Annotated in this window: 22 protein-coding genes and 2 tRNA genes; 14 read left to right on the top strand and 10 right to left on the bottom strand. The window is 71.5% G+C overall.

Annotation, left to right across the window (positions count from 1 at the left end; translation table 11 throughout):
- Window positions 1-20 precede the first annotated feature (20 nt).
- Both OG370_RS21440 and OG370_RS21435 read right to left on the bottom strand, forming a co-directional pair.
- A complete protein-coding gene (locus tag OG370_RS21440) occupies window positions 21-3,614 on the bottom strand; it encodes an AfsR/SARP family transcriptional regulator (RefSeq protein WP_328474291.1) in 3,594 nt (1,197 codons plus the stop codon).
- Between the two features lie 95 nt (window positions 3,615-3,709).
- Entirely contained in the window at window positions 3,710-4,360 is a 651-nt protein-coding gene (locus OG370_RS21435) for a hypothetical protein (RefSeq protein ID WP_328466678.1), read from the bottom strand.
- A gap of 182 nt (window positions 4,361-4,542) precedes the next feature.
- Here OG370_RS21435 and OG370_RS21430 point away from each other — a divergent pair, with 182 nt between their 5' ends.
- Together OG370_RS21430 and OG370_RS21425 are read left to right on the top strand one after the other, a co-directional pair.
- Window positions 4,543-5,091: a hypothetical protein gene (locus OG370_RS21430; protein WP_328466676.1), complete on the top strand. Its 549-nt coding sequence runs from the start codon at window positions 4,543-4,545 to the stop codon at window positions 5,089-5,091.
- Between the two features lie 19 nt (window positions 5,092-5,110).
- Entirely contained in the window at window positions 5,111-5,716 is a 606-nt protein-coding gene (locus tag OG370_RS21425) for a S1 RNA-binding domain-containing protein (protein ID WP_328466674.1), read from the top strand.
- Between the two features lie 130 nt (window positions 5,717-5,846).
- On the opposite strand, the gene OG370_RS21420 is transcribed toward OG370_RS21425, so the two are convergent.
- Window positions 5,847-5,919: transfer RNA gene (locus OG370_RS21420), tRNA-Ala, on the bottom strand.
- A gap of 147 nt (window positions 5,920-6,066) precedes the next feature.
- On the opposite strand from OG370_RS21420, the gene OG370_RS21415 reads away from it, so the two are divergent.
- Complete coding sequence (locus tag OG370_RS21415; protein ID WP_328466672.1) at window positions 6,067-7,611, top strand: serine/threonine protein kinase; 1,545 nt, start codon at window positions 6,067-6,069, stop codon at window positions 7,609-7,611.
- Window positions 7,612-7,668: 57 nt separating this feature from the next.
- On the opposite strand, the gene OG370_RS21410 is transcribed toward OG370_RS21415, so the two are convergent.
- The 5 genes from OG370_RS21410 to OG370_RS21390 form a co-directional block, all read right to left on the bottom strand.
- Window positions 7,669-8,967 (bottom strand): hypothetical protein, encoded by a 1,299-nt coding sequence (locus OG370_RS21410; RefSeq protein ID WP_328466670.1) that lies wholly within the window; start codon window positions 8,965-8,967, stop codon window positions 7,669-7,671.
- Window positions 8,968-9,110: 143 nt separating this feature from the next.
- Window positions 9,111-9,251 carry a DLW-39 family protein gene (locus OG370_RS21405; RefSeq protein ID WP_328466668.1) on the bottom strand — a complete coding sequence of 47 codons (141 nt, stop codon included), beginning with the start codon at window positions 9,249-9,251 and terminating at the stop codon, window positions 9,111-9,113.
- Window positions 9,252-9,704: 453 nt separating this feature from the next.
- Window positions 9,705-9,956 (bottom strand): GntR family transcriptional regulator, encoded by a 252-nt coding sequence (locus tag OG370_RS21400; protein WP_328466666.1) that lies wholly within the window; start codon window positions 9,954-9,956, stop codon window positions 9,705-9,707.
- A gap of 365 nt (window positions 9,957-10,321) precedes the next feature.
- Entirely contained in the window at window positions 10,322-11,005 is a 684-nt protein-coding gene (locus tag OG370_RS21395) for an HAD family hydrolase (protein WP_328466664.1), read from the bottom strand.
- Complete coding sequence (locus OG370_RS21390; RefSeq protein WP_328466662.1) at window positions 11,002-11,844, bottom strand: GntR family transcriptional regulator; 843 nt, start codon at window positions 11,842-11,844, stop codon at window positions 11,002-11,004. Before OG370_RS21390 ends, OG370_RS21395 begins: the two co-directional genes overlap by 4 nt.
- Window positions 11,845-12,276: 432 nt before the next feature.
- Between OG370_RS21390 and OG370_RS21385 the strand changes: the two genes are divergently transcribed.
- The 11 genes from OG370_RS21385 (at window position 12,277) to OG370_RS21335 (ending at window position 20,901) form a co-directional block, all read left to right on the top strand.
- Window positions 12,277-12,576 (top strand): hypothetical protein, encoded by a 300-nt coding sequence (locus OG370_RS21385; RefSeq protein WP_328466660.1) that lies wholly within the window; start codon window positions 12,277-12,279, stop codon window positions 12,574-12,576.
- Entirely contained in the window at window positions 12,573-13,433 is an 861-nt protein-coding gene (locus tag OG370_RS21380; RefSeq protein WP_328466658.1) for a DUF2637 domain-containing protein, read from the top strand. Before OG370_RS21385 ends, OG370_RS21380 begins: the two co-directional genes overlap by 4 nt.
- Window positions 13,434-13,450: 17 nt before the next feature.
- Window positions 13,451-13,774: a hypothetical protein gene (locus OG370_RS21375; RefSeq protein ID WP_328466656.1), complete on the top strand. Its 324-nt coding sequence runs from the start codon at window positions 13,451-13,453 to the stop codon at window positions 13,772-13,774.
- Between the two features lie 5 nt (window positions 13,775-13,779).
- Complete coding sequence (locus tag OG370_RS21370; RefSeq protein WP_328466654.1) at window positions 13,780-13,977, top strand: DUF6257 family protein; 198 nt, start codon at window positions 13,780-13,782, stop codon at window positions 13,975-13,977.
- Window positions 13,978-14,064: 87 nt separating this feature from the next.
- Window positions 14,065-16,218 carry an FtsK/SpoIIIE domain-containing protein gene (locus OG370_RS21365; protein WP_328466652.1) on the top strand — a complete coding sequence of 718 codons (2,154 nt, stop codon included), beginning with the start codon at window positions 14,065-14,067 and terminating at the stop codon, window positions 16,216-16,218.
- A gap of 210 nt (window positions 16,219-16,428) precedes the next feature.
- A complete protein-coding gene (locus OG370_RS21360) occupies window positions 16,429-16,758 on the top strand; it encodes an RRQRL motif-containing zinc-binding protein (RefSeq protein ID WP_328466650.1) in 330 nt (109 codons plus the stop codon).
- Between the two features lie 83 nt (window positions 16,759-16,841).
- Window positions 16,842-17,747, top strand: a complete 906-nt coding sequence (locus OG370_RS21355) for a bifunctional DNA primase/polymerase (protein ID WP_328466648.1) — start codon at window positions 16,842-16,844, stop codon at window positions 17,745-17,747.
- Window positions 17,744-18,103, top strand: coding sequence for a hypothetical protein (locus OG370_RS21350; RefSeq protein ID WP_328466646.1), 360 nt, complete (start codon window positions 17,744-17,746; stop codon window positions 18,101-18,103). The genes OG370_RS21355 and OG370_RS21350 overlap by 4 nt, the downstream gene beginning before the upstream one ends.
- Window positions 18,100-19,281 (top strand): DUF3631 domain-containing protein, encoded by a 1,182-nt coding sequence (locus tag OG370_RS21345; protein WP_328466644.1) that lies wholly within the window; start codon window positions 18,100-18,102, stop codon window positions 19,279-19,281. The genes OG370_RS21350 and OG370_RS21345 overlap by 4 nt, the downstream gene beginning before the upstream one ends.
- 247 nt (window positions 19,282-19,528) lie before the next feature.
- The gene (locus tag OG370_RS21340) at window positions 19,529-19,720 is read left to right on the top strand and encodes a helix-turn-helix domain-containing protein (protein ID WP_328466641.1); all 192 of its coding nucleotides are present in this window, start codon (window positions 19,529-19,531) and stop codon (window positions 19,718-19,720) included.
- A gap of 2 nt (window positions 19,721-19,722) precedes the next feature.
- Complete coding sequence (locus OG370_RS21335; RefSeq protein ID WP_328466639.1) at window positions 19,723-20,901, top strand: tyrosine-type recombinase/integrase; 1,179 nt, start codon at window positions 19,723-19,725, stop codon at window positions 20,899-20,901.
- 55 nt (window positions 20,902-20,956) lie between these two features.
- On the opposite strand, the gene OG370_RS21330 is transcribed toward OG370_RS21335, so the two are convergent.
- Window positions 20,957-21,033 (bottom strand) — tRNA-Ile (locus tag OG370_RS21330).
- Window positions 21,034-21,081: 48 nt separating this feature from the next.
- Window positions 21,082-21,759 carry a DUF3566 domain-containing protein gene (locus OG370_RS21325; RefSeq protein WP_443060878.1) on the bottom strand — a complete coding sequence of 226 codons (678 nt, stop codon included), beginning with the start codon at window positions 21,757-21,759 and terminating at the stop codon, window positions 21,082-21,084.
- Between the last annotated feature and the right edge of the window lie 7 nt (window positions 21,760-21,766).

Genomic DNA, 21,766 nt, shown 5'->3' with positions numbered 1-21,766 from the left:
AGCAGCGACCGCGAGTCGTGTCACACGCCGACGAGGTACTCCGTCGCCCGGGCGAGCGCGGCCGCCCGGTCCAGCCCGGCGGTGCTCGCGTACGCCTCCTCGTAGCGGCCGTCGCCCAGTGCCGTACGAGCGGCGGCGTCCGCGGCCCGGGCGTCGGGTCCGCCGGGCGGGCCCCCGCGCAGGGCGTGCGCGGCGCCGAGCAGCAGCGCGGCCCGGTGCGGGTCGCCGGTCAGCACCGCGAGCCCGGCGGCGGCCACGGCCACGAGCGCGCCGGTCATCGGGAACTGCATCGACACCCCACCGTTCGTGGCCGCCTCCCGGAGCCGGTCCCGGGCACCGGCCGCGTCGCCCTTGGCCACCGCGATCCGCCCGAGTGCGACCAGTGCCGAGGAACGCATGCTGTCGCTGGAGAACCAACCGCGCGGGCACTCCTGGAGTGCCTGCTCGCACAGCGCCCGTGCCGTCGTGAGGTCGCCGGCCAGCCGGGCGGCCTCGCCGAGCCCGAGGTGGGCCATCGCCAGCGTCTCCGGCGAGCCGGCCCGCCGGGACAGTTGCAGGGCCCGCTCGCAGTACGCGGTCGCGGCCTCGTACTCCTCCGCCCGCAGGCTGTACGCGGCGCGGTTGCAGAGCAGTTCGGCCATGTCCAGGGCGGAGTCCAGTTCCTCGGCCAGTTCCAGGGCGCGGCCGAGCAGGTCGATGGCCTCTTGGAGCCGGCCGCGGTAGTCGGCGAGATCGGCGAGCACGTTGAGGCAGGTGATCATGCCCCAGCGGTCGCCCCGCTGCTCGAAGTACTCGAAGGCGAGGCCGCATTCGCGCTGCGCGGCGTCCGCGTCGGCGTGCGACATCCACGCCTGGAAGCCGGCGCCGAGGTGGCCCAGCGCGCGGTACCACGGGTCGTCCCGCTCGGAGAGCACCTCCTCCAGCACCGCGAGGGTGTCGAGGCTCTCGTCCGGCGCCCCCGCGAACGGCGCCCACAGCAGCGTGAGGACGGGGAAGCGCCGGGATATCCGCTGCATCCGGTCGACGACGACGGTGGCCGCCGCCACGTGTTCGGCGTACGCCTCGGCGTCGGAGAGCGCGCCGACCACGGCCAGCACGCAGAGGGCGTACTCCTCCTCCATGCCCTCCGGCGGGTTCGGTCCGAGTTCCGCGAGCACCTGCCGAGCGGCCCTGAATCCCTCGTAACGCACCCCGCGCAGCAGCCAGTACGACGACAGCGCCGCGATCAGCCGCATCGTGGCGGGGACGTCGCCGGCGGCAAGGGAGCGGTGCAGGGCGGCCCGGAAGTTGTCGTTGTCGTCGGAGTACAGCCGCAGCCACTCCACCTGTTCTGCGCGGCGCAGGTGCGGGTCGGCGTCGAGCGCGAAGTCCAGGAAGTAGGCGATGTGGGCCCGTTGGGTGCGCCCGGCCTCGCCCGCTTCGGCCAGCCGCTCGGCGCCGTAGGCGCGGATCGACTCCAGCATGCGGTAGCGGACCCGGCCGGAGGGGTCCGGCTGCTGGGCCACCACCAGGGACTTCTCGACGAGCGCGGCGACCAGGTCGAGGACGTCGTCCGGGGCGATGCGGGGGGTGCCGGCGGCGGGAGGACGACTCCTGTCGGCGCCGGGCCGACCGGGCTGGTCGGGTTGGTCGGACGGCTGCTCGGGCTGGTCCGCGCAGACCGCCTCCGCGGCGGCCAGCGTCCATCCGCCGGCGAAGACCGAAGCACGGCGCAGCACCGCCCGCTCGTCCGCCGGGAGCAGCTCCCAGCTCCACTCCACCACCCCGCGCAGGGTGCGCTGACGCGGCTGCGCGGTGCGACTGCCGCGGGACAGCAGCCGGAAGAGCGCGTCCGGCCGCACGCCGAGGCTGTACGGCACCTCGTCGTCGGTGGCGGGCAGCGCGCCGAGCCGGGCGGCGATGTCGACGACCGACAGCGAACGCAGCCGGGCCGCGGCCAGCTCGATCGCCAGCGGCAGTCCGTCGAGGGCGGTGCACAGCCGCAGCACGGCGTCCACGGTCGCCGGGTCGGCGGTCGGGTCGAAGTCGGGACGGACGGCCGCGGCACGCGCCACGAAGAGCCGAACGGCGGGGGAGGCGAGCACCATGTCTCGGTCGGCGCCGGGCCGCGGCAGCGCCAGGGTCGGCACCGGGCAGAGCACCTCGCCGTTGATGCCGAGCGCTTCGCGGCTGGTGGCGAGGACCCGCAGCAGGGGCAACCCGGCGAGCAGGCGCTCGACGAAGTAGGCGGCCTCGGCCACCACGTGCTCGCAGTTGTCGAGTACGAGCAGCAGCGGGCGGTCGGCCAGCGCGGCTGTGATCCGGGCCAGCGGGTCGGGGGTGGCGTTGGCGGCGCCGGAGGTGGTCGCGGCCCCCGGGCCGCCTGCCGGCAACAGCCCGCCTTCGCGAAGCCCGAGGCCGGCGAGGACAGCCCGGGCCAAGGCGGCGCCGTCGTCGAGCCCGGCCAGTTCCACGAACCTCACGTCGTCCGGGTGCCGCCCGGCCGCCTCCACCGCGAGCCGGGTCTTGCCCGCGCCGCCGGGGCCGATCAGTGTGACCAGTCGGCGGTGCGCCAACTGCTCGCCGAGCCGGGCGATTTCCGTCTCGCGGCCGACGAAGCTGGTGAGCTGGGCCGGAAGTTCGTGGTGGGGCTGCGGCGATGTTCCACGTGGAACATGGGCTTCCGGGACTGTTTCACGTGGAACATGCGCGGTTGTCCCGAGCGGTAGGGCCGCGGGCCCGTCCGGGGAGGGGGGCGCGGGCATGGTGCCGCCCGGCGCCGTCGAACCGGCGGACGCCGGCAGCTCCGACGTACCCGCCCCGGCGGCCGGGCTGCCTGATGCCCCGCTGATCGCTCCACCCAACGGCCGGTCCAGCGACAGGTCCGGCGACCGGTCCGGCATCAGCGCCGGGTCGCCGCGCAGCACCGCGAGGTGGACCGCGGCCAGCTCCGGCCCCGGGTCGGCCCCCAGCGAATCGGCCAGCTCCCGCCGGGCGACGTCGTACGCCGCCAGCGCCTCCGCCTGCCGCCCGCTGCCGTACAGCGCCCGCATCAACTGCCCCCGCAGCCGCTCCCGCAGGGGATGCGCGGCCACCAACTCCCCCAGTTCCGCGACCACCTCGCGGTGCCGGCCGAGCGCCAACTCCGCGTCGACCCGGTCCTCCACCGCCCCCAGCCGCAGCTCCTCCCACCGCGCCGCCTGGGCCACCACGAACGGCGCGTCCCCCACATCCGCCAGCGCGGGGCCCCGCCACAACCCGAGGGCGTCCCGCAGCCGCCCGGCGGCCACGTCCGGCTGCCCGGCCGCCAGCGCCTCCCGCCCGCACCGCGCCAGCCGCTCGAACCGGTACGCGTCCACCTGATCCGGCTCCGCCGCGAGGCGGTACCCCGACGGGTGCCCCTCCACCGCCACCGGCAGTACCTGCCGCAGCCGCGAGATCTGCGACTGCACCGCGTTCGCGGCCCCCGCCGGCACGTCCACCCCGTACAGGCCGCTGATCAGCCGATCCGCCCCCACCACCCGCCCGGCATCCAGCGCGAGCAGGGCGAGCACGGCCCGCCGCCGCGGCCCACCCAGCCCGACCTCGGCGCCATCGACACCGATGACCCGCGTCGCCCCCAGAATCCCGAACATCACCACGCCTCCGATTCTGTCGCACCCGCGGCCCCGGGCCCAGGTTCGACGAATCGCACCACGACCGCGCCCCGCCCCCGGGTCCCGGGCCGCCCTCAGCCCGGAAGCGCCACCCCGCCGTCAACGCCCAGGTCCGCGTCGAGCTTGGCGACCAGCGAGGCACCGAGCCCCGGCGCATGGCGTGCGGCCCACTCCTCGGTCCGCGCGAGGAACCCCCGCAGCTCCCTCTGCACCCCCGCCAGCAAGCCGGGCAACTCCGCCGGCACGATCTCCACCGGCGGCCCCACCCGCGGCCCGACGACCGCCGGACCCACCACCGGCCCGTCCGGCCACACCCGCACCACCGCGCCCTCCCGCTCGAACCACGGCGCCGGGTCGTGCCCGAGCCACGGACCCTCGCCCCCGTCGGCGACCTCGCGCCACTCCCGCCAGTCCTCCAACCCCGAGCAGCACCCCGGAACCACCACGGCCCCGGTCCCCTCGTCCCGCACCCGCAGCCCGCCCGGCGCGATGACCTTCTCCACCGCCAACAGTCCCCGCACCAACTCCGCGGCCCCCACCGCCGCCCCCTCGTCCCCGAGCAATCCCCCGTACACCGCCATGGTCGCCAGCACGGTCCCGACCTCCGCCGCCGTCATCCGCCCGGTCACCCGTACCCACCCGTAAGCCGGCACCTCAGAGGCGACCTCCCATGGCGCCGCCCCCACCTGCCCCGCTGCCTCGACCACCGCATCCATCTCCACCATCCCCCCACCATCCCAGCCCCCCAGCCACCGAACCCCGCCTTTTCCCGGCCGGGCGGGGTTCGAAGCCGCCGATCTCCGTCTACGGCCGGACGATGGCTCCTGCCCGACCGTAGGGTCTTCGCGAAGAGCCATGTACACGGTGGCGTTCGGCGGCCGCGCAGCGGGAGACGGGCAGAATTTTCATGGCTGACACAACCACGAGCGCGTGGTGGGGGCGACTGCCGGCGGGCATCCGCCAACAGGTCGACGGATACGTCCTTCAGGATGCTGCCTTCCAGGCGATCCGCACCGTCTTCGAAGCAGGCCGCGGCCTCGGCCTGGGACTCGACGAAGCCCAGCTTGTCGTCAATGACCGCTACCTCCGCCACAGCGACAGGATCGCCCGCACGCCCGACAGCCCCGTCGATCTGGAGTCCCTGTCCGCCCGCGCTGCCGGCTGCCCTGGACGCGTCATCGCGATCGAGGCGGTCTGGGACGGCGACACCGTTCACGACTGGTTCGTGGACCTGCTCGCCATCACCGCCGGCCCCGCCGGCGAACATCCCCTGGCCACCATCTACCGAGACACCGCGATGCGGTACCTCGGCGCCGACGACGATCCGGGCCGCCTTCACCCCTCTGCAGTGGTCGCCGACCAGGCCGGCAGAGCTCTCGCCGCACATCTCGCAGTGCCCTTCCACTTCGGAAGCCCCCACGCCCCCGACGACGATGCACCTCGCTGGACACCCTGATCGCTGAGAGGAGGACGTCATGGACGGAGCATCGGAAGACAGCGCGCGGGAGTTCTTGGGAACGTTCCACATCGGCGACGTCTGCACCGGCACGGCAAAAGAGATCACGCGGCCTCACGGGGTGGCAGTGACCCTGGACGGCTTTCCCACTCGCCCGCCGGGGATCGTCGGTCCGCTGGAACTGTCCTGGCGCCAGTCCCCGGCTGAGGCTGTGAAGGTCGGCCAGCAGATCACCGCCGCGATCACCTCCATCGATCTGGATGAGGGCCGAGCCCAACTGTCGATGGCCGCCACCGAGAATCCGGAACTCTGGGCGTTCCTCAAGCCGCTCCGCCCCGGCGAGATCCTTTCCGGCACGATCGCGGCGATCGAGCGGTTCGGCGTGTTCGTCGCGCTGGACGACGGCCCCGTGCACCCGGTCTTCCCGGGCGTCGGCTTCATCACCTACCCCGAACTGTCCTGGCGGCGCTTCGAGTCGGCGTCGGATGTCGTTCAGGTCGGCCGGCGCGTCTCCTGCGAGTTCCTGCAGTTCGACACGTGGAACGGAGAAGCCAGGCTGTCTTTGAAGGCGATGCAGCCCGACCCCTTCCGCATCTTCGCGGACAGCGCCGCGGTCGGCCATTAGCACACCCACATAGGCGGCCTGGCATGGCGGAACAACGCCGCGGCTTGATGTGTGCCGTATACGTGCCGAACGGTCAGCGGCCCCTTCACCCGAGACGGGCGAAGGGGCCGCTGAACTGCGAAGCACACGGTGGAGCCTAGGAGATTCGAACTCCTGACATCTGCCTTGCAAAGGCAGCGCTCTACCAACTGAGCTAAGGCCCCGTGTCGCAGACAGCGTACCCGTTGCGGGGGGTCGAGCTGAAACGGGTTGAGGGGGTGGGGCGGGTGGCACCCTCGCGCCCGGGCGGGGGCACTGGCAGAGTCGGGTCCAACGGGATCGGGGTCGGTGAAGGGGGCGGACGGCACGCCATGGGCGAGGTCTTCGCGGGTCGGTACGAGCTGGTGGACCCGATCGGGCACGGCGGGGTCGGGGCGGTGTGGCGGGCATGGGACCGGCGCAGGCGGCGCTACGTGGCCGCGAAGGTGCTCCAGCAGAGTGACGCCCACGCGCTGCTGCGCTTCGTACGGGAGCAGGCGATGCGGATCGACCACCCGCATGTGCTGGCCCCGGCGAGCTGGGCCGCGGACGACGACAAGGTGCTGTTCACCATGGACCTGGTGCGCGGCGGGTCGCTGTTACACCTGGTCGGGGAGTACGGCCCGCTGCCGCCGCGCTTGGTGTGCGTGCTGCTCGACCAGTTGCTGGCCGGGCTGACCGCGGTGCACGCCGAGGGCATCGTGCACCGGGACATCAAGCCCGCCAACGTCCTGCTGGAGGCGACCGGCACGCGCACCCCGCACGTGCGGCTGTCGGACTTCGGGATCGCGATGCGCAAGGGCGACGCCCGGCTGACCGAGACCAACTACGTGGTCGGCACCCCCGGCTACTTCGCCCCGGAGCAACTGCTCGGCGCCGAACCGGACTTCGCGGCGGACCTGTACGCGACCGGCCTCGTCACGCTCTACCTGCTGGGCGGCCGGAAGCCGGACGCGCAGGCGGTGCAGGACCGGTTCCTGGAGATGGGCATGCCCCCCGCGCCGTTGGGCGTGCCGGGCCCGCTGTGGCAGGTGGTCGGCACCCTGCTCCAGCCGGACCCGTACGCGCGGTTCCGTACGGCGACGGGTGCGCGCAAGGCGCTGGGGGCCGCCATGGAACTGCTGCCGGAGGGCGCGCCGGGCGAGGAACCGGTGGAGATCTTCGACCAGATCGGCGCGCTGCCGCCGGGCTTCGGCCCGGAAGGGCCGGTCGTCGCGGACCGGGTGGCCGGCAGCCCGGTGACGATCGACCTGTCCGGCCCGCCCGCAGAGCCCGCGGAATCCGCAGGGCCCGCGGAATCGGCCCAACCCGCCGCCCCGCAACCGTCGTTCCCGTACCCGGCGGCCCAAGGCTCCGCGCCCCACGGCCCCGCAACACCCGGCCCCGCGACACCCGGTCCCGCCGCTCCCCGCCCCGCAACTCCCACTCCCGACCCGACCGGCGCCGCCCGGGCCCAGTCCTCGGCCGCCCAAGCCCCACGGTTGCCTGCCGAGGCGCCGTACCCGGAGTACCCGGCGTACCCGGAGTCCGTACCCGCCCCGCAGCCGCCCGGAAAGCGCCGCCAGGCGCGCCACGCCGCCCCGACCCCTGCCGCGGCCTCCGCGGCCGTCCCCGCGCCCGCCATGGCGCCCGACAGCCCGCAAGGGCCCCCGACCCACCCGCCCACCCGCCCCGACCACGTGGCGCTGCCGCTGCCCGAGCCGGTCCCCGCGGCCGGGCCCAGCCATGCCGCCGCCCACTCCTCCGCCGACACCGCCTCCACCGAAGTCCCGGCCCGCCGCGCCAAGCCCGGCCCGCCGGCCAGAGTCGCGGTCCCCGTCCTGGTCCTCGCCCTGCTCTGCTTCGCGGTCGGCATCGCTGCCTTGATGGCGTCCTGAGCGAACCCGACGTCCCGACGTCCCGGGACTGCGCGGGCTGCGGGAGTCCGCGCCGGGTCAGCCCCGTGCCGGCCGCCACCGGGCCGCGGCGAACCACACCGCGAGCACGAGCAGCAGCAGCGTTCCCACCCCGAACGCCCCGTACGCGACCAGGCGCAGCGCCGAGGAGGACGAGCCGCCGGTCGCGGTGCCGTCGGCCGCCGCCACATCGTGCGCGTCGACGCCGATCCCGGCCGCGCCCGGGTTCCCCGAGTACGCCGGGGCGGCCTGCGCCGTGCCGTGCACCTGGACCCGCAGCGTGACCGGCACCGGCCCGCTGACCTGCTTGGCGACGTCCGGATGCACGGTGACCGCGAAGTAGTACCAGCCCGCGACCGCCACCCGCTGCACCATGTCGTCGTCCGACGAGCGGTTCGCGTAGGCCACCGTCGGCAACTGCTCGACCAGCGAGGTGGGCGCGCCGGAGTACGAGTCGTCGGCACCGTCGACGTACTGCCGGACCGGGCTGAAGGCCGTCAGCCGCACACCGGTGTTGACGAAGTCGAGCGAGCTGCCGATCAGCGGCGCGCTGGAGAAGTCCGCGAAGACGGTGGCCTGCTGGCCCCAGTCCACCGGGACCTTGTAGAAGCAGGTCTCGCCGGGCAGTACCCGGTCCCTCCAGACGCCGGTCCTGATCGCGGCCGCGGTCTCGAAGGAAGGGCCGCCGGACGCCTGCCGCACGGTGCCGGTGGTGAGCGGGGTCGGGGAGGCGGTGGCGCCGGTCGTGGCGGGGGCGGGCCGCGGCACTGAGCCGGGCTTCAACGGCGGTTCGAGCACGTAGCGCAGTTCCAGCGGCCAGGCCGCCTGATCCGAGCCGGGGTCGGAGGTCCGGTGCACCTGGAGGGTGTACTGGTCGGCGCGCCGGCAGTCGTCGTCCTCGTCGCCGGTGGCGCGCTCCACCGCGGTGCCGACCGGGCGGGCATCACCGTCGTCGTCGAAGTGCCCCTCGCGGCTGTCGCACTCCGAGCCGTCGGCGCTGACCAGCTTCAGCTCGAGGCCGTCGTCGTAGGTCACCTTCGAGCCGGACCGCGGCACCGCGAACGCCGAGGCGTAGGCGGAGGACTTCGCGTCCAGCGCGATGCCGTACATCCGGGTCTCGCCCGGTTTGATGGTGTCCCGGTACGTGACGCCGGCCTTCATCGCGGGCGCGTCGGCCGTGGTCGCCGCGCCGTCGAGCACGCTGCCCCGCGGCTGCCAGGTGGCCGGCGCGGTGGGTGCCGGGGGCGGGCTCCCGCTGTCCGCCGCCGCCGGGCCCGTGGCCGCGGCCGCGGCCAGCAGCAGTAACGCGGCGGCCACACCGAACGTCGTGCGCTTCATCCCCTGCTCCTGTCCCCACCGATCAGAGCGCGATGCACCGGCACCGTATCGAAGCCCGCGGGAACAGCGAAGGCCCCGGTCGCGCTGTGCGACCGGGGCCCGGAGATCGCCCCCACGCCTTGCGGCGTCCTGCTAACGGCGTCTCACACGTCTGTGCCGGAGCCACCCGGGACCGTGTCAGTGGCTTCCGTCCACAGGTCCTGCTCGGCGCGGTCCGCCTGGATCTGCCGGTACACGAACAGCCCGGCAACGGCGGCCAGGGCGATCAGGAGAATCTTCTTCATCGCCTGACCCTCCTCCTTCTAGCGTGAGACGAGCTTCTGACCCGCCCGACTATACACAGCAGCCGATACCGAACGGTTACCTGGCACCGAAAACGGGTAGGGCATCACGCCCAGTGGAAGTAGCGCTCCCGCGACCGGCCGAACCTCGCCAGGCGCCGAACCTGACCCGCCGCGGAACCCCGACGCAGCGACCTCGGCCGGAGAACGACGAAGGCGGCCCGGTCCCTCAGGACCGAGCCGCCTGTCTGCGAGTGGGGCTACCAGGACTTGAACCTGGGGCCTCTTCCTTATCAGTTAGATCCGCCGCGCCATCCCTGCGGCTGGATCAGGGCTTACTCACTGCTCACAACGTGGCGACTGCCGTGACATGTTCATCCCCGTCAGTGGGTGTCAGCCAGTGTTGATGTCGGCCGTTGATGTCGGCTCGCAGGTCAGATCCACTCATGGATGAGGCTATGCCTCGGGCGGGGTCGGCAGCTTGATGACGTAAATGCCCATGCCGTTCACGGTCTCGACGAGTCCTTCGTCCTTGAGTACCTGCACAGCCTTGCGCAGGGTGTCGCGTGCGACGCCGTAGTACTGCTCCATCTCCACCATGCTCGGGATACGTCGGCCCACCGGGATCGATCCGTCGCCGATTCGCTCGCGCAATTGGTCGGCGATCTGCCGGTACGGGGGCACGGGCCCCTCTCGGTCGATGGTCATTCTGCAAGCTAGGCAGGTAGCCAAGGGAAGGCATAGCTACCCACGGGGGTAGCAGGGGGTAGTACGGTCAGATGGAGGACAGACAGAGAGATCCCCCGCAACCGTGCGACCGGTCCGGGGGGACGGCCGACTACTGAGGAGTCGACGTGGCAGAGCGTACAGACGGACCCCCACCCGGCACAGACCACGAGACTCGGCCCCTCGCCGTGGTGGCAGGCAACGCCTTGGAGGGCAAGGCCAATCTCGCGTACCGGGCCTATCTCGACCACATGGGCGCCTGCCCGGCCTGCCCACGGTCCGCGTTCCAATGCGCTACCGCTGCGGACCTCTGGCGCGCCTACCGAGAGATTCGCGGACAGGAGTAGCTACCGCGCGACGGCTGCCGCCAAGTCGTTCATCGAGGTGACGACGGCCGCCGCGCCTGCGCCGGCCAACCTCTCTGCCTTGCCTGGCTTGTTGGCGTACCCGATGGCCTCCATGCCGGCGGCGTGGGCAGCTTCAATATCCCGCACGGCGTCCCCTACGAAGACACACTCCCCGCTAGATGCTCCCGCAGCGCGCATCGCCGCAACGAGAAGCTGCGGGGACGGCTTCATAGAGGAAGGGCTCCCCGGGACACGGCCGAACCGTCCGGCCACGTAGCGGTCAAGACCGTGCGCGGCGAGATAGTTGTTCATGGCCGAGGACGCGTTGTTGCTCACCAGCCAAACCGACCGTCCTCCTGCCGCGCATGCCTTGAGAAATGCCACGCTGCCAGGAGTGGGACGCGCTCCGACTGCCGCCTTTTCCTCCAGTCGAATTAGGTGACTATCCGCCCGCGCCACTAGATCCGGAATTTCCTCTTCGATACGGCGAAGGAGAGAAAGCGGATCAGACTCGTCCTCGGCCCAGGGAGGAGACTCCCCCCGCCAAAGTTCCTCGCGCAATTGGCATGCGACGTCACTCGCCGAAATGCTTGCGAAGATCGAGCACACGGGGCCGTCGAAGTCGAGCAGGACATGCCGAGCCGGATTGAGTACGGAGGTCAACGCCTCCTGTACCTCACTCATGCCTCACGCTCATGCGCGATGGTTTCCCAGACGCTTCCGAACCACGTCCGTGCCTGCTGGACGTACTGCGATCCCATGGATTCCCCGTCAGGCCCCGCCGCGTGGTGGAACAGTGTCGCGTCCTTTCCTGTGATGTCGTAGAAGTTGCGATTCTCTCCTTCGATGGCCATCGTGCGCTCTCGCAGCGGGTAAAAACCAAAGAACGCGTCGCGCTGATTCAAGATGTAGAGCTTGAACAACGCCGACGCGCGATAAACCTTCACTTCGACGCTCGCCTTTTCCACGAGTCCAAGTTCCGCGAGCACTTCAACCGAGTGCTTGATTCCGGCAGCGTTGGAAAGCGCGATGTCCCGCGCGCGGTTCCGCAATACCGGGTCATCCGACAGCCCTTCGACCAACGTCGGCACCGCCATGGGGCCACTGGTGTCAGGAAGCAACAGACGGACAGCAATCGACTCGGGACGAAGCCGACCGGAGCGGATCTTGTCCAACGGCTCTTGCATCGCGCTGTGCAGCGTCTCACTGCTGAAGCCGGTGAAATCAACGGTCACCTGAGGCTCGGTGAACGCCATCTCCAGGTGTGGACGAAGCCCCACGGGCCGTTCCGTCCGCTCGCGCACGAAGGAGCCGGAACCCTTGCGTGTCACGATCAGCCCTTCGTCCCTCAGCATGTCGAGCGCCTTGGTCACCGTGCCACGGGCGACGCCGAACCGCTTGGACAGCTCAGGGCCAGACGGCATCTGAACGCCAGGCTCGAACTTCTTCGTCAGGATCTCGGCTCGCAGGATGCCACTGACCTGCAAGTACGGGGGGCGTTCGTCGTTCGGGTCGAGGGTCATCCCCCCATGGTAATCCACCTGCCCAACCTGCGTGGTCTGGCCAACCTGCTTGACCTGTCTAAGCATGTTGGTTATGTTGAGCATGTCGCCACCGAGGGAACTCGGCCGGCGAACGAGGGGCCTTCTTTGGCCTGCTCAAGCACACCCAAGGGGTCCGGGACAGAGCGGACCGAGGCGCCCGGGGCCTTTGCATCCGGAGGGCACGAGACCGAAAGGTCACGTCTCTGCCTGAAACGGGCTTAGGCGGCTCTACCTGACACGGGAGTCGCTGGCCTGAAGGAGACATGCACGTCAGCCCCGGTATTCACGCCGTGAGGGCGCCGGATCAGATCCGGCCCGGGGCGCTCGCACCACCCATGCCCGGTTCGGCGGCTCCCGACCAAGGACATTCCGCCGCGCCGGGCCCCTCCATCCATCGTCAGGAGACGACCCGTGTACGACTTCGTTGGCCCCCACCGGGCCGAGAGCACGACCGAGTTCATCGAGCTTGCGCTGGGCACCCCGCTGGACCTGTGGCTGGGCGTCGGGGGCGAGAGCGACCAGGAGCGGGCCGCGCGTGAGGCGGCGGCCCGGGACATCCTCGCCGACGACCCGGGCATGGTCGACCGGACCACCGCTTTGGCGGTGGAGACGATCGGCCGGACCATGCCGGAGCTGCTGCACCTCGCCCCGGCGCCCCGCCGCGCCACGGTGGTCCGCCGCCGGGCGGGCAGGAAGGGGCTGGCGGCATGAACCGCACCGCCAAGACCCTTCTGGTGGCTGCGTTAGTGGTGGTCGTCGGGATGGCGTTCCGGGTGTCCTGGAACGCGTTGCGCGACATCGCCAGCACGGTCGGCGCGGACCACACCGCCGCCCTGCTCTACCCGTTCGTGGTCGACGGACTGATGGCCCTCGCGTTGGTCGCCACGCTGGTGCTGACCGGTGCGGACCGGAAGTTCGCGTTGCGGGTGCTGGCTGGCTACACCGCCGCCTCGCTGGTCCTGAACTACGTGCACGGTCTGGTGCCCGCCCTGCATGCGCACGCCGCCGGCCGGATGCACCTGGTCGACTACGGGCCCGCCAACTGCGTGCTGGTCCTGCTGGCCACCTCGCTGCCGGTCGGGTCGATCTTCTTCGGCTCCGACCTGGTCGCCAAGGTTCTCCACCACCGACCCGCCCTGGTCGCAAATCAGGATCAGATCATCGCATCTACCGTAAATCGGTTGGGGTCTGACCTGCGGGAGTCGGCTCCCGCGACCCCGCCCGCGCCGGTTGCCCCGACCGTGCCGGAGTCGACCGACCCTGCGCCGCTTCCCCCACCCGTCGAGCCTGCCCCGGCCGGTCCCCGTCGACCGACCGGCCCGGTGCCGAAGTCGGCCCGCACGCCCCGACCGACCCGCACCCCCGACCAACTGCTGACCGAGGCACGGCAAGCAACCGCCGACTGGTCGGACGACGAACTGACCGGCGAGGCGATCCGCAAGGCCGTGCACACCTCGTCCGCCAACGGCCGGATGTTGCGCGATGCCCTGCGCGCCGAGCGCACCGCCCCGGCGCCCCTGCACCTGGTCGACACCGACCAGCACGCCGACACCGCTGCGGCCCTGTGAGAACGGGAGACCTCGTCATGACCGACCTCAACAAGGCGTCTGCCGAAGCGGTCGAAGCCGCCCGGCAGGGCGAGCAGTTCGCGGTGATCCTCGCCGCGATCCAGGCCGCCCAGATCATCCAGGCCCAACAGCCCACCACCCCGGCGACCCCGCCGCCCGTGGTCGTGGCGCAGCAGTCCAGCGCGGGCGCGGCCGGCAAGTGGCTGGCCATCGGTATCGGCGGCTCGATGCTCATGGTCACCGTCGCGTTCGCCGCCGTGGCGCTGGCCATCGCGTCGGCCTGCATCGCCCTGGTCGCGCTGGTGGTCTACGGCATCTACCGCGACATCAGGAAGCGGTGACACCGGTGATCCGCACCCACCCCAACGACCCGCCCCTGACCGCCGGCGAAGCGGCCAAGGTCGCGTGGCTCATCGGCCGTATGGCCAAGCGCGGTATCGCTGGTGAGGACGTTGACCAGCGGGACTTGCGGCGCAAGTTGGACCGCGTCTTAGACGGCGCGCGCAAGCGTGCCGAGAAGGCCGCCACTGCGGCGGAGAAGTGAGTTCGCCCCGGAACGGCCGTACCTGCCGGCAAGCTGTCCGGCCGTTCCGGGCCCCGCACCTCAACTCGGAGAGCAGGGAACACCAGCATGACCGAGATCATCGACCTGGACGCCTACCGCCCCCGACCCGTACCCGATCTGACCAAGCACACCGACCCCTCCGACACCCCGCCGCCGCGCGAGGTGCTGGAAGGTGTCATCCTCCCCGCCGACTCCGCCGCCCCGGCGGTGCCGTTGTGGCGGCGCTCCGCGCGTACGGTGCGGGTGGTCGCGACCGACCCGCGCACCCGTACCGCCGCCCGCACGGCGGCCCGGCACGGCGCCTACGTGGCCGGCGGCGCGGGCATCCTCGCCAAGCGCGCCTGGGACGGCCGTTCCGCCGCCCGCTACGAGCGGATGATCCGTATCGCCGAAGTCGCGGGGCAGCACGAGACCGCGATGGAGTGGGAGGAGCGGGGCCGGCAGTTCCGCGCCGCCCGCCACCAGCGGCGCATGGACCTGCTCACCGCCCCGCAGCGCCTCGCCAAGGGCGCGCTGGTCGGCGCCGCCACCACCGCCGGGGGCCTGATCGCCCTGGGCACGGTGCTGGCGTTCGCCGAGCACGACGTGTCACAGGTCATCGCCCCGATCGCGTTCACCATCGACGTGGTCCGCACGCTGGTGTGGGTCGCGTCGATCGTGTGGGGCCCGGCGGTCTTCCTCGCCCCGTGGGCAGCCCTGCTCACGCTGTGGAACGTCGGCCGGCGCGGGCAGGCCGCCCCCAACTGGGCGCTCCCGGCCGTGCAGCGCTCCACCGACGGGATGCCGATCACCCCGTCGATCGTGGTCACCGCCCTGCGTGACCTGGGCATCGCCGCACTGCGCGGCGCGATCAAGGCCATGGAGGACAACGGCGCCGCGATGCTCGGACCGATCCGGATCGCCGGATGCGGTGTCGAAGTCGACGTCACCCTTCCCTCCGGCGTCTCCACCGAAGAGGTGCAGGGGCGCCGCCGCAAGCTCGCCGAGAACCTGGGACGCCACGAGCACGAGGTGTTCATCACGATCCCTCAGGCCGCCCGGACCGTGCGCCTGTGGATCGCGGACTCCGGCGCGCTGGACGAGCCGATCGGCCCGTCCCCGCTCACGATCGACGCCGACATGTCCGCCGCCTACGCGACCGGTCGGGCCCCGTGGGGTCAGGACCTGCGCGGGGACGCCGCCCTGATCAGCCTGTTCCAACGCCACCTGCTCATCACCGGCCTGTCCAACCAGGGCAAGACCGCCTCGCTCCGGGCGCTGCTGCTGTGGCTGGTGCTCGACCCGACCGTGCAGGTGCGGATCGCCGACCTCAAGGGCGTCGGGGACTGGCGGATGTTCGACGGTCTGGCCACGGTGCTGATCGAGGGCCCGACCGACGACCACGTCATCGACGCAACCGAGATGCTGGAAGAGGGCGTCGCCGAGATGGAGCGGCGCCTGATGGCTCCGGCCGGCACCACGTGGGACCCGCTGATCCTGCTGGTGGATGAGGCGCAGGTGGCGTTCATGTGCCCGGCGGTCGGCCCGGACAAGCGCCCGTATGGCGGGGTCAAGGCCACCTCCCGGTATTTCCAGGCCGCGCGGAAGATCCACAACCAGGGCCGTGCGGTCGACGTGCTGCTGTGGCAGGGCACGCAGGACCCGACCGACCAGAACCTTCCCAAGCTCGTCCGGGAAGGCGCGCACATCCGCGCCTCGCTCGTGCTGGGCACGGAGTCGCAGGCCCGGATGGCGCTGGGAGACAAGGCCATCGACGGCGGCGCCGCCCCGCACAAGCTCCGCCAGGGCCTGGACAAGGGCACCGTCGTCGTGGCGGGCGACGGGGTGAAGCTCGCCCCCGGCCAGTCGTCCATCACCATCCGCACGCACTTCATCGACGGCGACGCCGCCGCCGAGATCGCGCAGCGGGCCAAGGCCCGCCGCACGGGCGTGACCACCCGCAGCGCGGTCGACACCAGCCAACAGGTGGACGCGCTCGCCGACATCGCCACCGTGCTCGCCGACGCCGACCGGATGCGCACGCAGGAGGTGTTGCAGCGCCTCGCCGAACTGCGCCCCACCGAGTACCGGGGGTGGAAGTTCGGGGACCTGCGCGAGGTGCTGGACCCGTTCGGCGCGGCCCCGCACAAGTCCGACGGCGTGATGGTCGTCGACCGCGCCAAGGTCCGCACCGCGCTCGCCGCCCGGGATGCCGACACCGCCGCTGGTGACGGGGAGTAAAGGGAGGCGTCCAGGGTGGCAGGGAGAACTCCCTACCCGCCTCCCTGGACCCGCCTCCCTGACCTGATCAGCGACAACGCTCACTCAGGGAGGCAGAGAGCCACCCCGCCACGACCTGCGGAAACCCCCGGAAACACAGGTCCCGGTGCGGCCCCTACCTCCCTCCCTGCACGCACAGTCACCATCCCGGCGTCAGGAAGGAACGACGCTGTGACCCTGCCCGTCTACCGCTACCGCTGCGCCCCCAACGGCCTGATGACCCGTGCTCAGCTCCGCGCCGCCGGCCTCAGCGCCGCCCGTGCGGAAGTCGTCGGCGAACTGCGCTGGCGCTCCCGCAAGGCCCGCCACTACGGCGGCTACCGCGTCGCCTACCTCTACGACCCCGCCACCGCCCGGCCCGTCCGGCCGATGACCCCGGGGCGTTGGCGCTCCCATCACGCGATGATGCGCGCCCGCCGCACCTGCCCGGACTGCAAGGCCGTGCAGCCCTATGTCATCTCCACGTCGCTCGGCTGCTGCTGGCTCTGCGCGAACGCGTAGTACCCGTGGCGGCGGCTCCCGACCAAGGACATCCGCCGCCACGGTCCTCCATCCATCCCCGAAGGGACAGGAGAACCACCAGCATGACCCATCCCCACCCTTCCGCGCTGCTGTCCGCAGCGCTCGCCGCCGCCGGACACGGCTGGCCCGTCATCCCCTTGCGTCCCGGCGGGAAGGTGCCCGCGCTGCACGGCGAGCGTCGCTGCCCCGGAACCGGTGACTGCGCCAGCGGGCACCGGACGTTCGAGCAGCGCGCCACCACCGACCCTGCCCGGATCGAACGCTGCTGGACGGCGGGCCCGTTCAATGTCGGTATCGCCACCGGGCCCGCCGGTCTGCTGGTGGTCGACCTGGACACGCTCAAGCCGACAGATGAGAAGGGCACGCCTGACGGCGAGACTAACTTCCTGGCGCTCTGCGAGCGCGCCGGACGGGTGATGCCCCACACCCGCACGATCCGGACGCCCAGCGGCGGGCGGCACCTGTACTTCACCGCCCCGCCCGGCACCCGGCTGACCAACACGGCGGGCACCCTCGCGGAGAAGGTCGACACCCGCGCATGGGGCGGACAGGTCGTCGCCCCCGGGTCTGGGACGCCGCAGGGCCCGTATGCGGTCCTGGACGACTCCCCGGTTGCAAAGCTACCCGAATGGCTCCAAAGCGCCCTGACGGCCCCTCAGGGGACCCGCACGGCGCCGATCCGGCCCACGCCCACCCGTCAGGCGGGGCGACTCGCGGATGTCGTGCTCGACCGGGAGGTGTCCGCCGTGGCCGGCACTGGGGAGGGCGGGCGGAACGCCGAACTGCTGCGCGCGGTGCGGGCGGTGGGCCGGTTCGTGGCGTGGGGAGACCTTGACCGCGCCACCGTGGAAGCGGCTTTTCAGGCGGGGGGCGAGTCTGCCGGACTGCCGGCGTCCGAGTGCCGCGCCACCATCCGCAGCGCGCTGGACTGGTCGATCCGCACCGCCCGACCCCGGGAGGCGGCATGACCGAGCAGGACCGCCCCGGCCTGAAAAGCCTCACCGCACCCGCCACCCGGGCCCGCCTCGCCGAACCGGCCGGTGCCACCACTGGGCGTAGGGCGCCGAAGGTCGTCGCCGAAGGTGTCCCTTCTGCTGTTCTCCCTGACCAGCGCCGGTCCACGCAACAGCGGTTGATCGGGTGGCTGCACATCGTGGCCCCGCCGGACTGGCGGGCCCGGGTGTCGGCTACCTCGCACTGCGCGTGCGGTCGCCATCTCACCGCACGCGGTCGTGCCGACGTGGTGGCCCTGGTCGCCGACCACGCCGAACACCGCAAGGTGTGCCCGCTGCACAACGCACCCGAACGGAGGCACGCCGCATGACCACCACGGAGAACGGCGCCGACCTGCTGGACCAGGTCGAAGCGTTCCACCGCCGGTTCAATGCCTTCCCGACCGAAGCCGCCTACGTCGCCGTGGCGTTGTGGGACGCGCACGCGCACCTGCTGGACTGCTTCGACTCCACCCCGCGCCTGGCGTTCCTGTCCCCGGAACCGGGATCGGGCAAGACGCGCGGACTGGAGATCTGCGGAACCCTGGTCCCGCACCCCATGGCGGCCGTGAACGCGTCCGCCGCCGCCCTGTTCCGGGCGGTGTCGATGGACTCCGGACGCCCGACGATCCTGTTTGACGAGATCGACACGGTGTTCGGCCCCAAAGCGGGGGACAACGAGGAACTGCGCGGCCTGATCAACGCAGGTCACCGCCGTATCGGAGTGTCCTACCGGTGCGTGGCCGTGGGCGATCAGCAGACCGTCCAGCCCTTCCCCGTCTACGCCGCCGTAGCCGTCGCGGGACTCGGCTGGTTGCCGGACACGATCCTGCACCGCTCCGTCGTCATCCGCATGCGCCGCAGGGCCCCGAACGAGCACGTGGAATCCTTCCGCTCCCGCATCCACGAACCGGAAGGCCACGCGCTGCGGGACCGCCTCGCCGCATGGGCCGACAGCGTGCGGGACCGCGTCAACGGCGCGTTCCCCGCGATGCCCGACGGCGTCAACGACCGCCCGGCGGACGTGTGGGAACCCCTGCTCGCCGTCGCCGACGCCGCCGGCGGCACCTGGCCGGCACGGGCCCGGGAAGCGTGCGTCGAACTCGTCACCGCAGCCGCCGCCGGCGACAAGGCGTCGCTGGGAATCCGGCTCCTGACCGACCTGCGCGACAACGTGTTCTGCGGCGCCGAGCGCATGCCCACCACGCAGATCGTCGCCGCACTCAACGCTCTGGACGAAGCGCCCTGGGCCGACCTGAATGGCAACCCCCTGGGCTCCCGGCAGTTGTCCAAGTACCTCGCCGAGTACGTCACCGCCGACAACCAGCCCATCAAGGCCCGCAACATGCGCGTCGGCGCGGGAGTAGCCAAGGGCTACTACGCCGCCGACCTCACCGACGCGTGGGCCCGCTACTGCCCCCCTCCCCCCGGAAAGTCCGCTACATCCGCTACACACCCCGAGAAACTGCCCCTGAGCAGCGGAAACGGCGTAGCGGAAGCGGGCGGCTGAGCCGCTACAAACCCGCTACACGGACCACCAATCCGCTACACGCCTCGCCCCGTGTAGCGGATGTATCCGCTACACCCCCGAAAACCGCTACATCGATCACCGCCCTGACCTGCGATGTAGCGGATGTAGCGGATGTAGCGGACTTCCAGGGGGAGGGGGGTACCCCTCCCCCTGCCGTCGCTTCCTCGCCGTGCCCCGCAGCCCCGCCGCTGCGGGGCACGGCCCATGTCCGGACCAGGAGGACACGGTGACCACCGCCCCGCCGCAAGCCCTGACCGTCCCCGAAGTCATGGCAGCTCTTCGCATTAGCCGTCCGAAGGTCTACGACCTCATCCGCTCACGCGCGCTCGTGAGCTTCACCATCGGCCGCGCCCGCCGCATCCCCACGGAAGCGCTCGCCGCGTACATCCGCACCCGCACCGAAGATCAGGAGTTCTGAGCATGGCCAAGCGACGCCCCAACGGGGCCGGCACCATCACCAAGCGCGCGGACGGCCGATATCAGGGGGCCGTGTACGTGACCACCGTGAGCGGAGCGCGGAAGCGCGTGTTCGCCTACGGCAAGACGTACGACGAGGTGGCCGAGAAGGTCTCCAAGCTGCTGGAGAACGAGCGCGGGGGAGTTCCGGCACCGGATCGGACCTGGAAGCTTGAGGAGTGGCTGACGTACTGGCTTGAGCACCTGGTGAAGCCGAACCGGGAGCCGACCACCTACAACAAGTACGAGTCGATGTCTCGGCTCTACCTTGTCCCCAGGCTGGGGAAAAAGCCGCTCACCAAGCTCACGCCTCCCATGGTCCGCCGGATGCTGGCGGAACTGCGGGAGGACAAGCCCGATCAGAAGTCGACCCATGCCGAGGTGCTGCGGACCCTCCGCAACGCGCTCACCCGGGCCATGCAAGAGGAACTGGTCGGGCGGAACGTCGCCCGGCTGGTGGACATGCCGAAAGCGCCCCCGGTGAAGAAGAAGCCGTGGACGGCAGCGGAGGCGATTCAGTTCCTCCGTGCGGCCCGCCCGCACCGCCTGTACGCCGCGTTCGTGCTCGTGCTGGTGCTCGGTCTGCGTCGCAGCGAGGTGCTCGGGCTGCGCTGGCAGGACGTGGACCTGGAACACGGCCAGTTCACCCCGACCATGCAGGTACAGCGCGTCAGGGGCGAGAGGGGGCAGCCGAGCCGGCTGGTTCTCAAGAAGCTCAAGACCGAGTCGTCTCAGGCCGCTCTGCCCCTGCCGGCGTTCTGCCTAGACGCGCTCGCCGAGCGTCGCTATCTGCAAGAGATCGAGCAGCGCCTTGCGGGCGGACAGTGGCATCAGGATGACGACGCCGATCTCATCTTCTCCGAGCGGAACGGCGGACTGATCGAGCCGCGCGGTTTCTCGCTCACGTTCGAGCGGCTGGTGAAGCGCTCCGGAGTGAGGCGGATCACGGTGCGCCTGGCCCGGCACACCTGTGGCACGCTGCTGGCGTTCCTAAAGGTGCACCCCAAGGTCGCTCAGGCCATCCTCCGGCACAGCCAGATCAGCATGACCATGGACATCTACACGCACGTGGTCGATGAGGACCAGCGGGCCGCCGCCGCCCTGCTCGCGGACCTGCTGAAGGGCCCGGTTCGGGACGACTGATGTCAGCCATAGATGTCAACAGCCCCTCACGGTCACCGTGAGGGGCTGTTTGCGCTGGTGGGGCTACCAGGACTTGAACCTGGGGCCTCTTCCTTATCAGGGAAGCGCTCTAACCGTCTGAGCTATAGCCCCGCGCTGCACCGAAAGATTAGCGCACCAGGGGCCGTGTCCCAAAATCGGTTACTCGTCCTCGGCGAGAGTCAGCTCGATGCCGCCCACGAAACCCGAGGAGAGGTTGTAGATGAAGGCACCGAGCGTCGCCAGCGCGGTGGCGAGCACCACGTCGATGACCGCGATCACCGTGGTGAAGAGCATCACCCGGGACAGCGACAGGAAGCCGACGAGGTCGAAGCCGCCCTTGCCGCCCTCGGAGGAGGTCGCGTCGCTGATCGTGGAGCCCACGGCGCTGAACACGCCGATGGTGTCGAGCACCATCCACAGCACGGCGACCGCGATGATCGTGCAGATGCCCAGCGCGATGGAGAGCAGGAAGCTGACTTTCATCACCGACCACGGGTCGGCCTTGGCCACCCGCAACCGCGCCTTGCGGGTGCGCGGCGCCGTCCGGGCCGCGGGCCGCGGTCTGCGCACCCCGGCCGCCGCCGGCGAGCCCGAGGTCCCGCCGGGAGCCCCGGCCGGGGCTCCGGCAGGAGCGCCCGGCGGGCGAGGCGGCGCATAGGCGGCCGGCGGCTGATGCGGCGACTGACGGGTGTCCGTCACGGTGTGTCCCCCCTCCTGCGGACCTTTGCGGTCCGCGGAGCCGCTAGGCCCGGCTCCCCCGGCCGAGCCATGGGCACCGCCTGTCCGGCCGGCACCGTGCGCACCGCCCGTCCTGCCGGACCCGCCCGCGGCGCCCATGGCTCCA

Origin of the sequence: Streptomyces sp. NBC_00448 (genome assembly GCF_036014115.1) — a bacterium.
Lineage (GTDB): Bacteria > Actinomycetota > Actinomycetes > Streptomycetales > Streptomycetaceae > Actinacidiphila.
This window is presented reverse-complemented; position numbering and strand designations above follow the sequence as displayed.

What these genes read in the sequence shown, in the direction of transcription:
- OG370_RS21440 (WP_328474291.1), bottom strand. Translation starts at nt 3,614, where the DNA reads ATGTTCGGGATTCTGGGGGCGACGCGGGTCATCGGTGTCGATGGCGCC.
- OG370_RS21435 (WP_328466678.1), bottom strand. Translation starts at nt 4,360, where the DNA reads ATGGTGGAGATGGATGCGGTGGTCGAGGCAGCGGGGCAGGTGGGGGCG.
- OG370_RS21430 (WP_328466676.1), top strand. Translation starts at nt 4,543, where the DNA reads ATGGCTGACACAACCACGAGCGCGTGGTGGGGGCGACTGCCGGCGGGC.
- OG370_RS21425 (WP_328466674.1), top strand. Translation starts at nt 5,111, where the DNA reads ATGGACGGAGCATCGGAAGACAGCGCGCGGGAGTTCTTGGGAACGTTC.
- OG370_RS21415 (WP_328466672.1), top strand. Translation starts at nt 6,067, where the DNA reads ATGGGCGAGGTCTTCGCGGGTCGGTACGAGCTGGTGGACCCGATCGGG.
- OG370_RS21410 (WP_328466670.1), bottom strand. Translation starts at nt 8,967, where the DNA reads ATGAAGCGCACGACGTTCGGTGTGGCCGCCGCGTTACTGCTGCTGGCC.
- OG370_RS21405 (WP_328466668.1), bottom strand. Translation starts at nt 9,251, where the DNA reads ATGAAGAAGATTCTCCTGATCGCCCTGGCCGCCGTTGCCGGGCTGTTC.
- OG370_RS21400 (WP_328466666.1), bottom strand. Translation starts at nt 9,956, where the DNA reads ATGACCATCGACCGAGAGGGGCCCGTGCCCCCGTACCGGCAGATCGCC.
- OG370_RS21395 (WP_328466664.1), bottom strand. Translation starts at nt 11,005, where the DNA reads ATGAGTGAGGTACAGGAGGCGTTGACCTCCGTACTCAATCCGGCTCGG.
- OG370_RS21390 (WP_328466662.1), bottom strand. Translation starts at nt 11,844, where the DNA reads ATGACCCTCGACCCGAACGACGAACGCCCCCCGTACTTGCAGGTCAGT.
- OG370_RS21380 (WP_328466658.1), top strand. Translation starts at nt 12,573, where the DNA reads ATGAACCGCACCGCCAAGACCCTTCTGGTGGCTGCGTTAGTGGTGGTC.
- OG370_RS21375 (WP_328466656.1), top strand. Translation starts at nt 13,451, where the DNA reads ATGACCGACCTCAACAAGGCGTCTGCCGAAGCGGTCGAAGCCGCCCGG.
- OG370_RS21365 (WP_328466652.1), top strand. Translation starts at nt 14,065, where the DNA reads ATGACCGAGATCATCGACCTGGACGCCTACCGCCCCCGACCCGTACCC.
- OG370_RS21355 (WP_328466648.1), top strand. Translation starts at nt 16,842, where the DNA reads ATGACCCATCCCCACCCTTCCGCGCTGCTGTCCGCAGCGCTCGCCGCC.
- OG370_RS21350 (WP_328466646.1), top strand. Translation starts at nt 17,744, where the DNA reads ATGACCGAGCAGGACCGCCCCGGCCTGAAAAGCCTCACCGCACCCGCC.
- OG370_RS21345 (WP_328466644.1), top strand. Translation starts at nt 18,100, where the DNA reads ATGACCACCACGGAGAACGGCGCCGACCTGCTGGACCAGGTCGAAGCG.
- OG370_RS21335 (WP_328466639.1), top strand. Translation starts at nt 19,723, where the DNA reads ATGGCCAAGCGACGCCCCAACGGGGCCGGCACCATCACCAAGCGCGCG.
- OG370_RS21325 (WP_443060878.1), bottom strand. Translation starts at nt 21,759, where the DNA reads ATGGGCGCCGCGGGCGGGTCCGGCAGGACGGGCGGTGCGCACGGTGCC.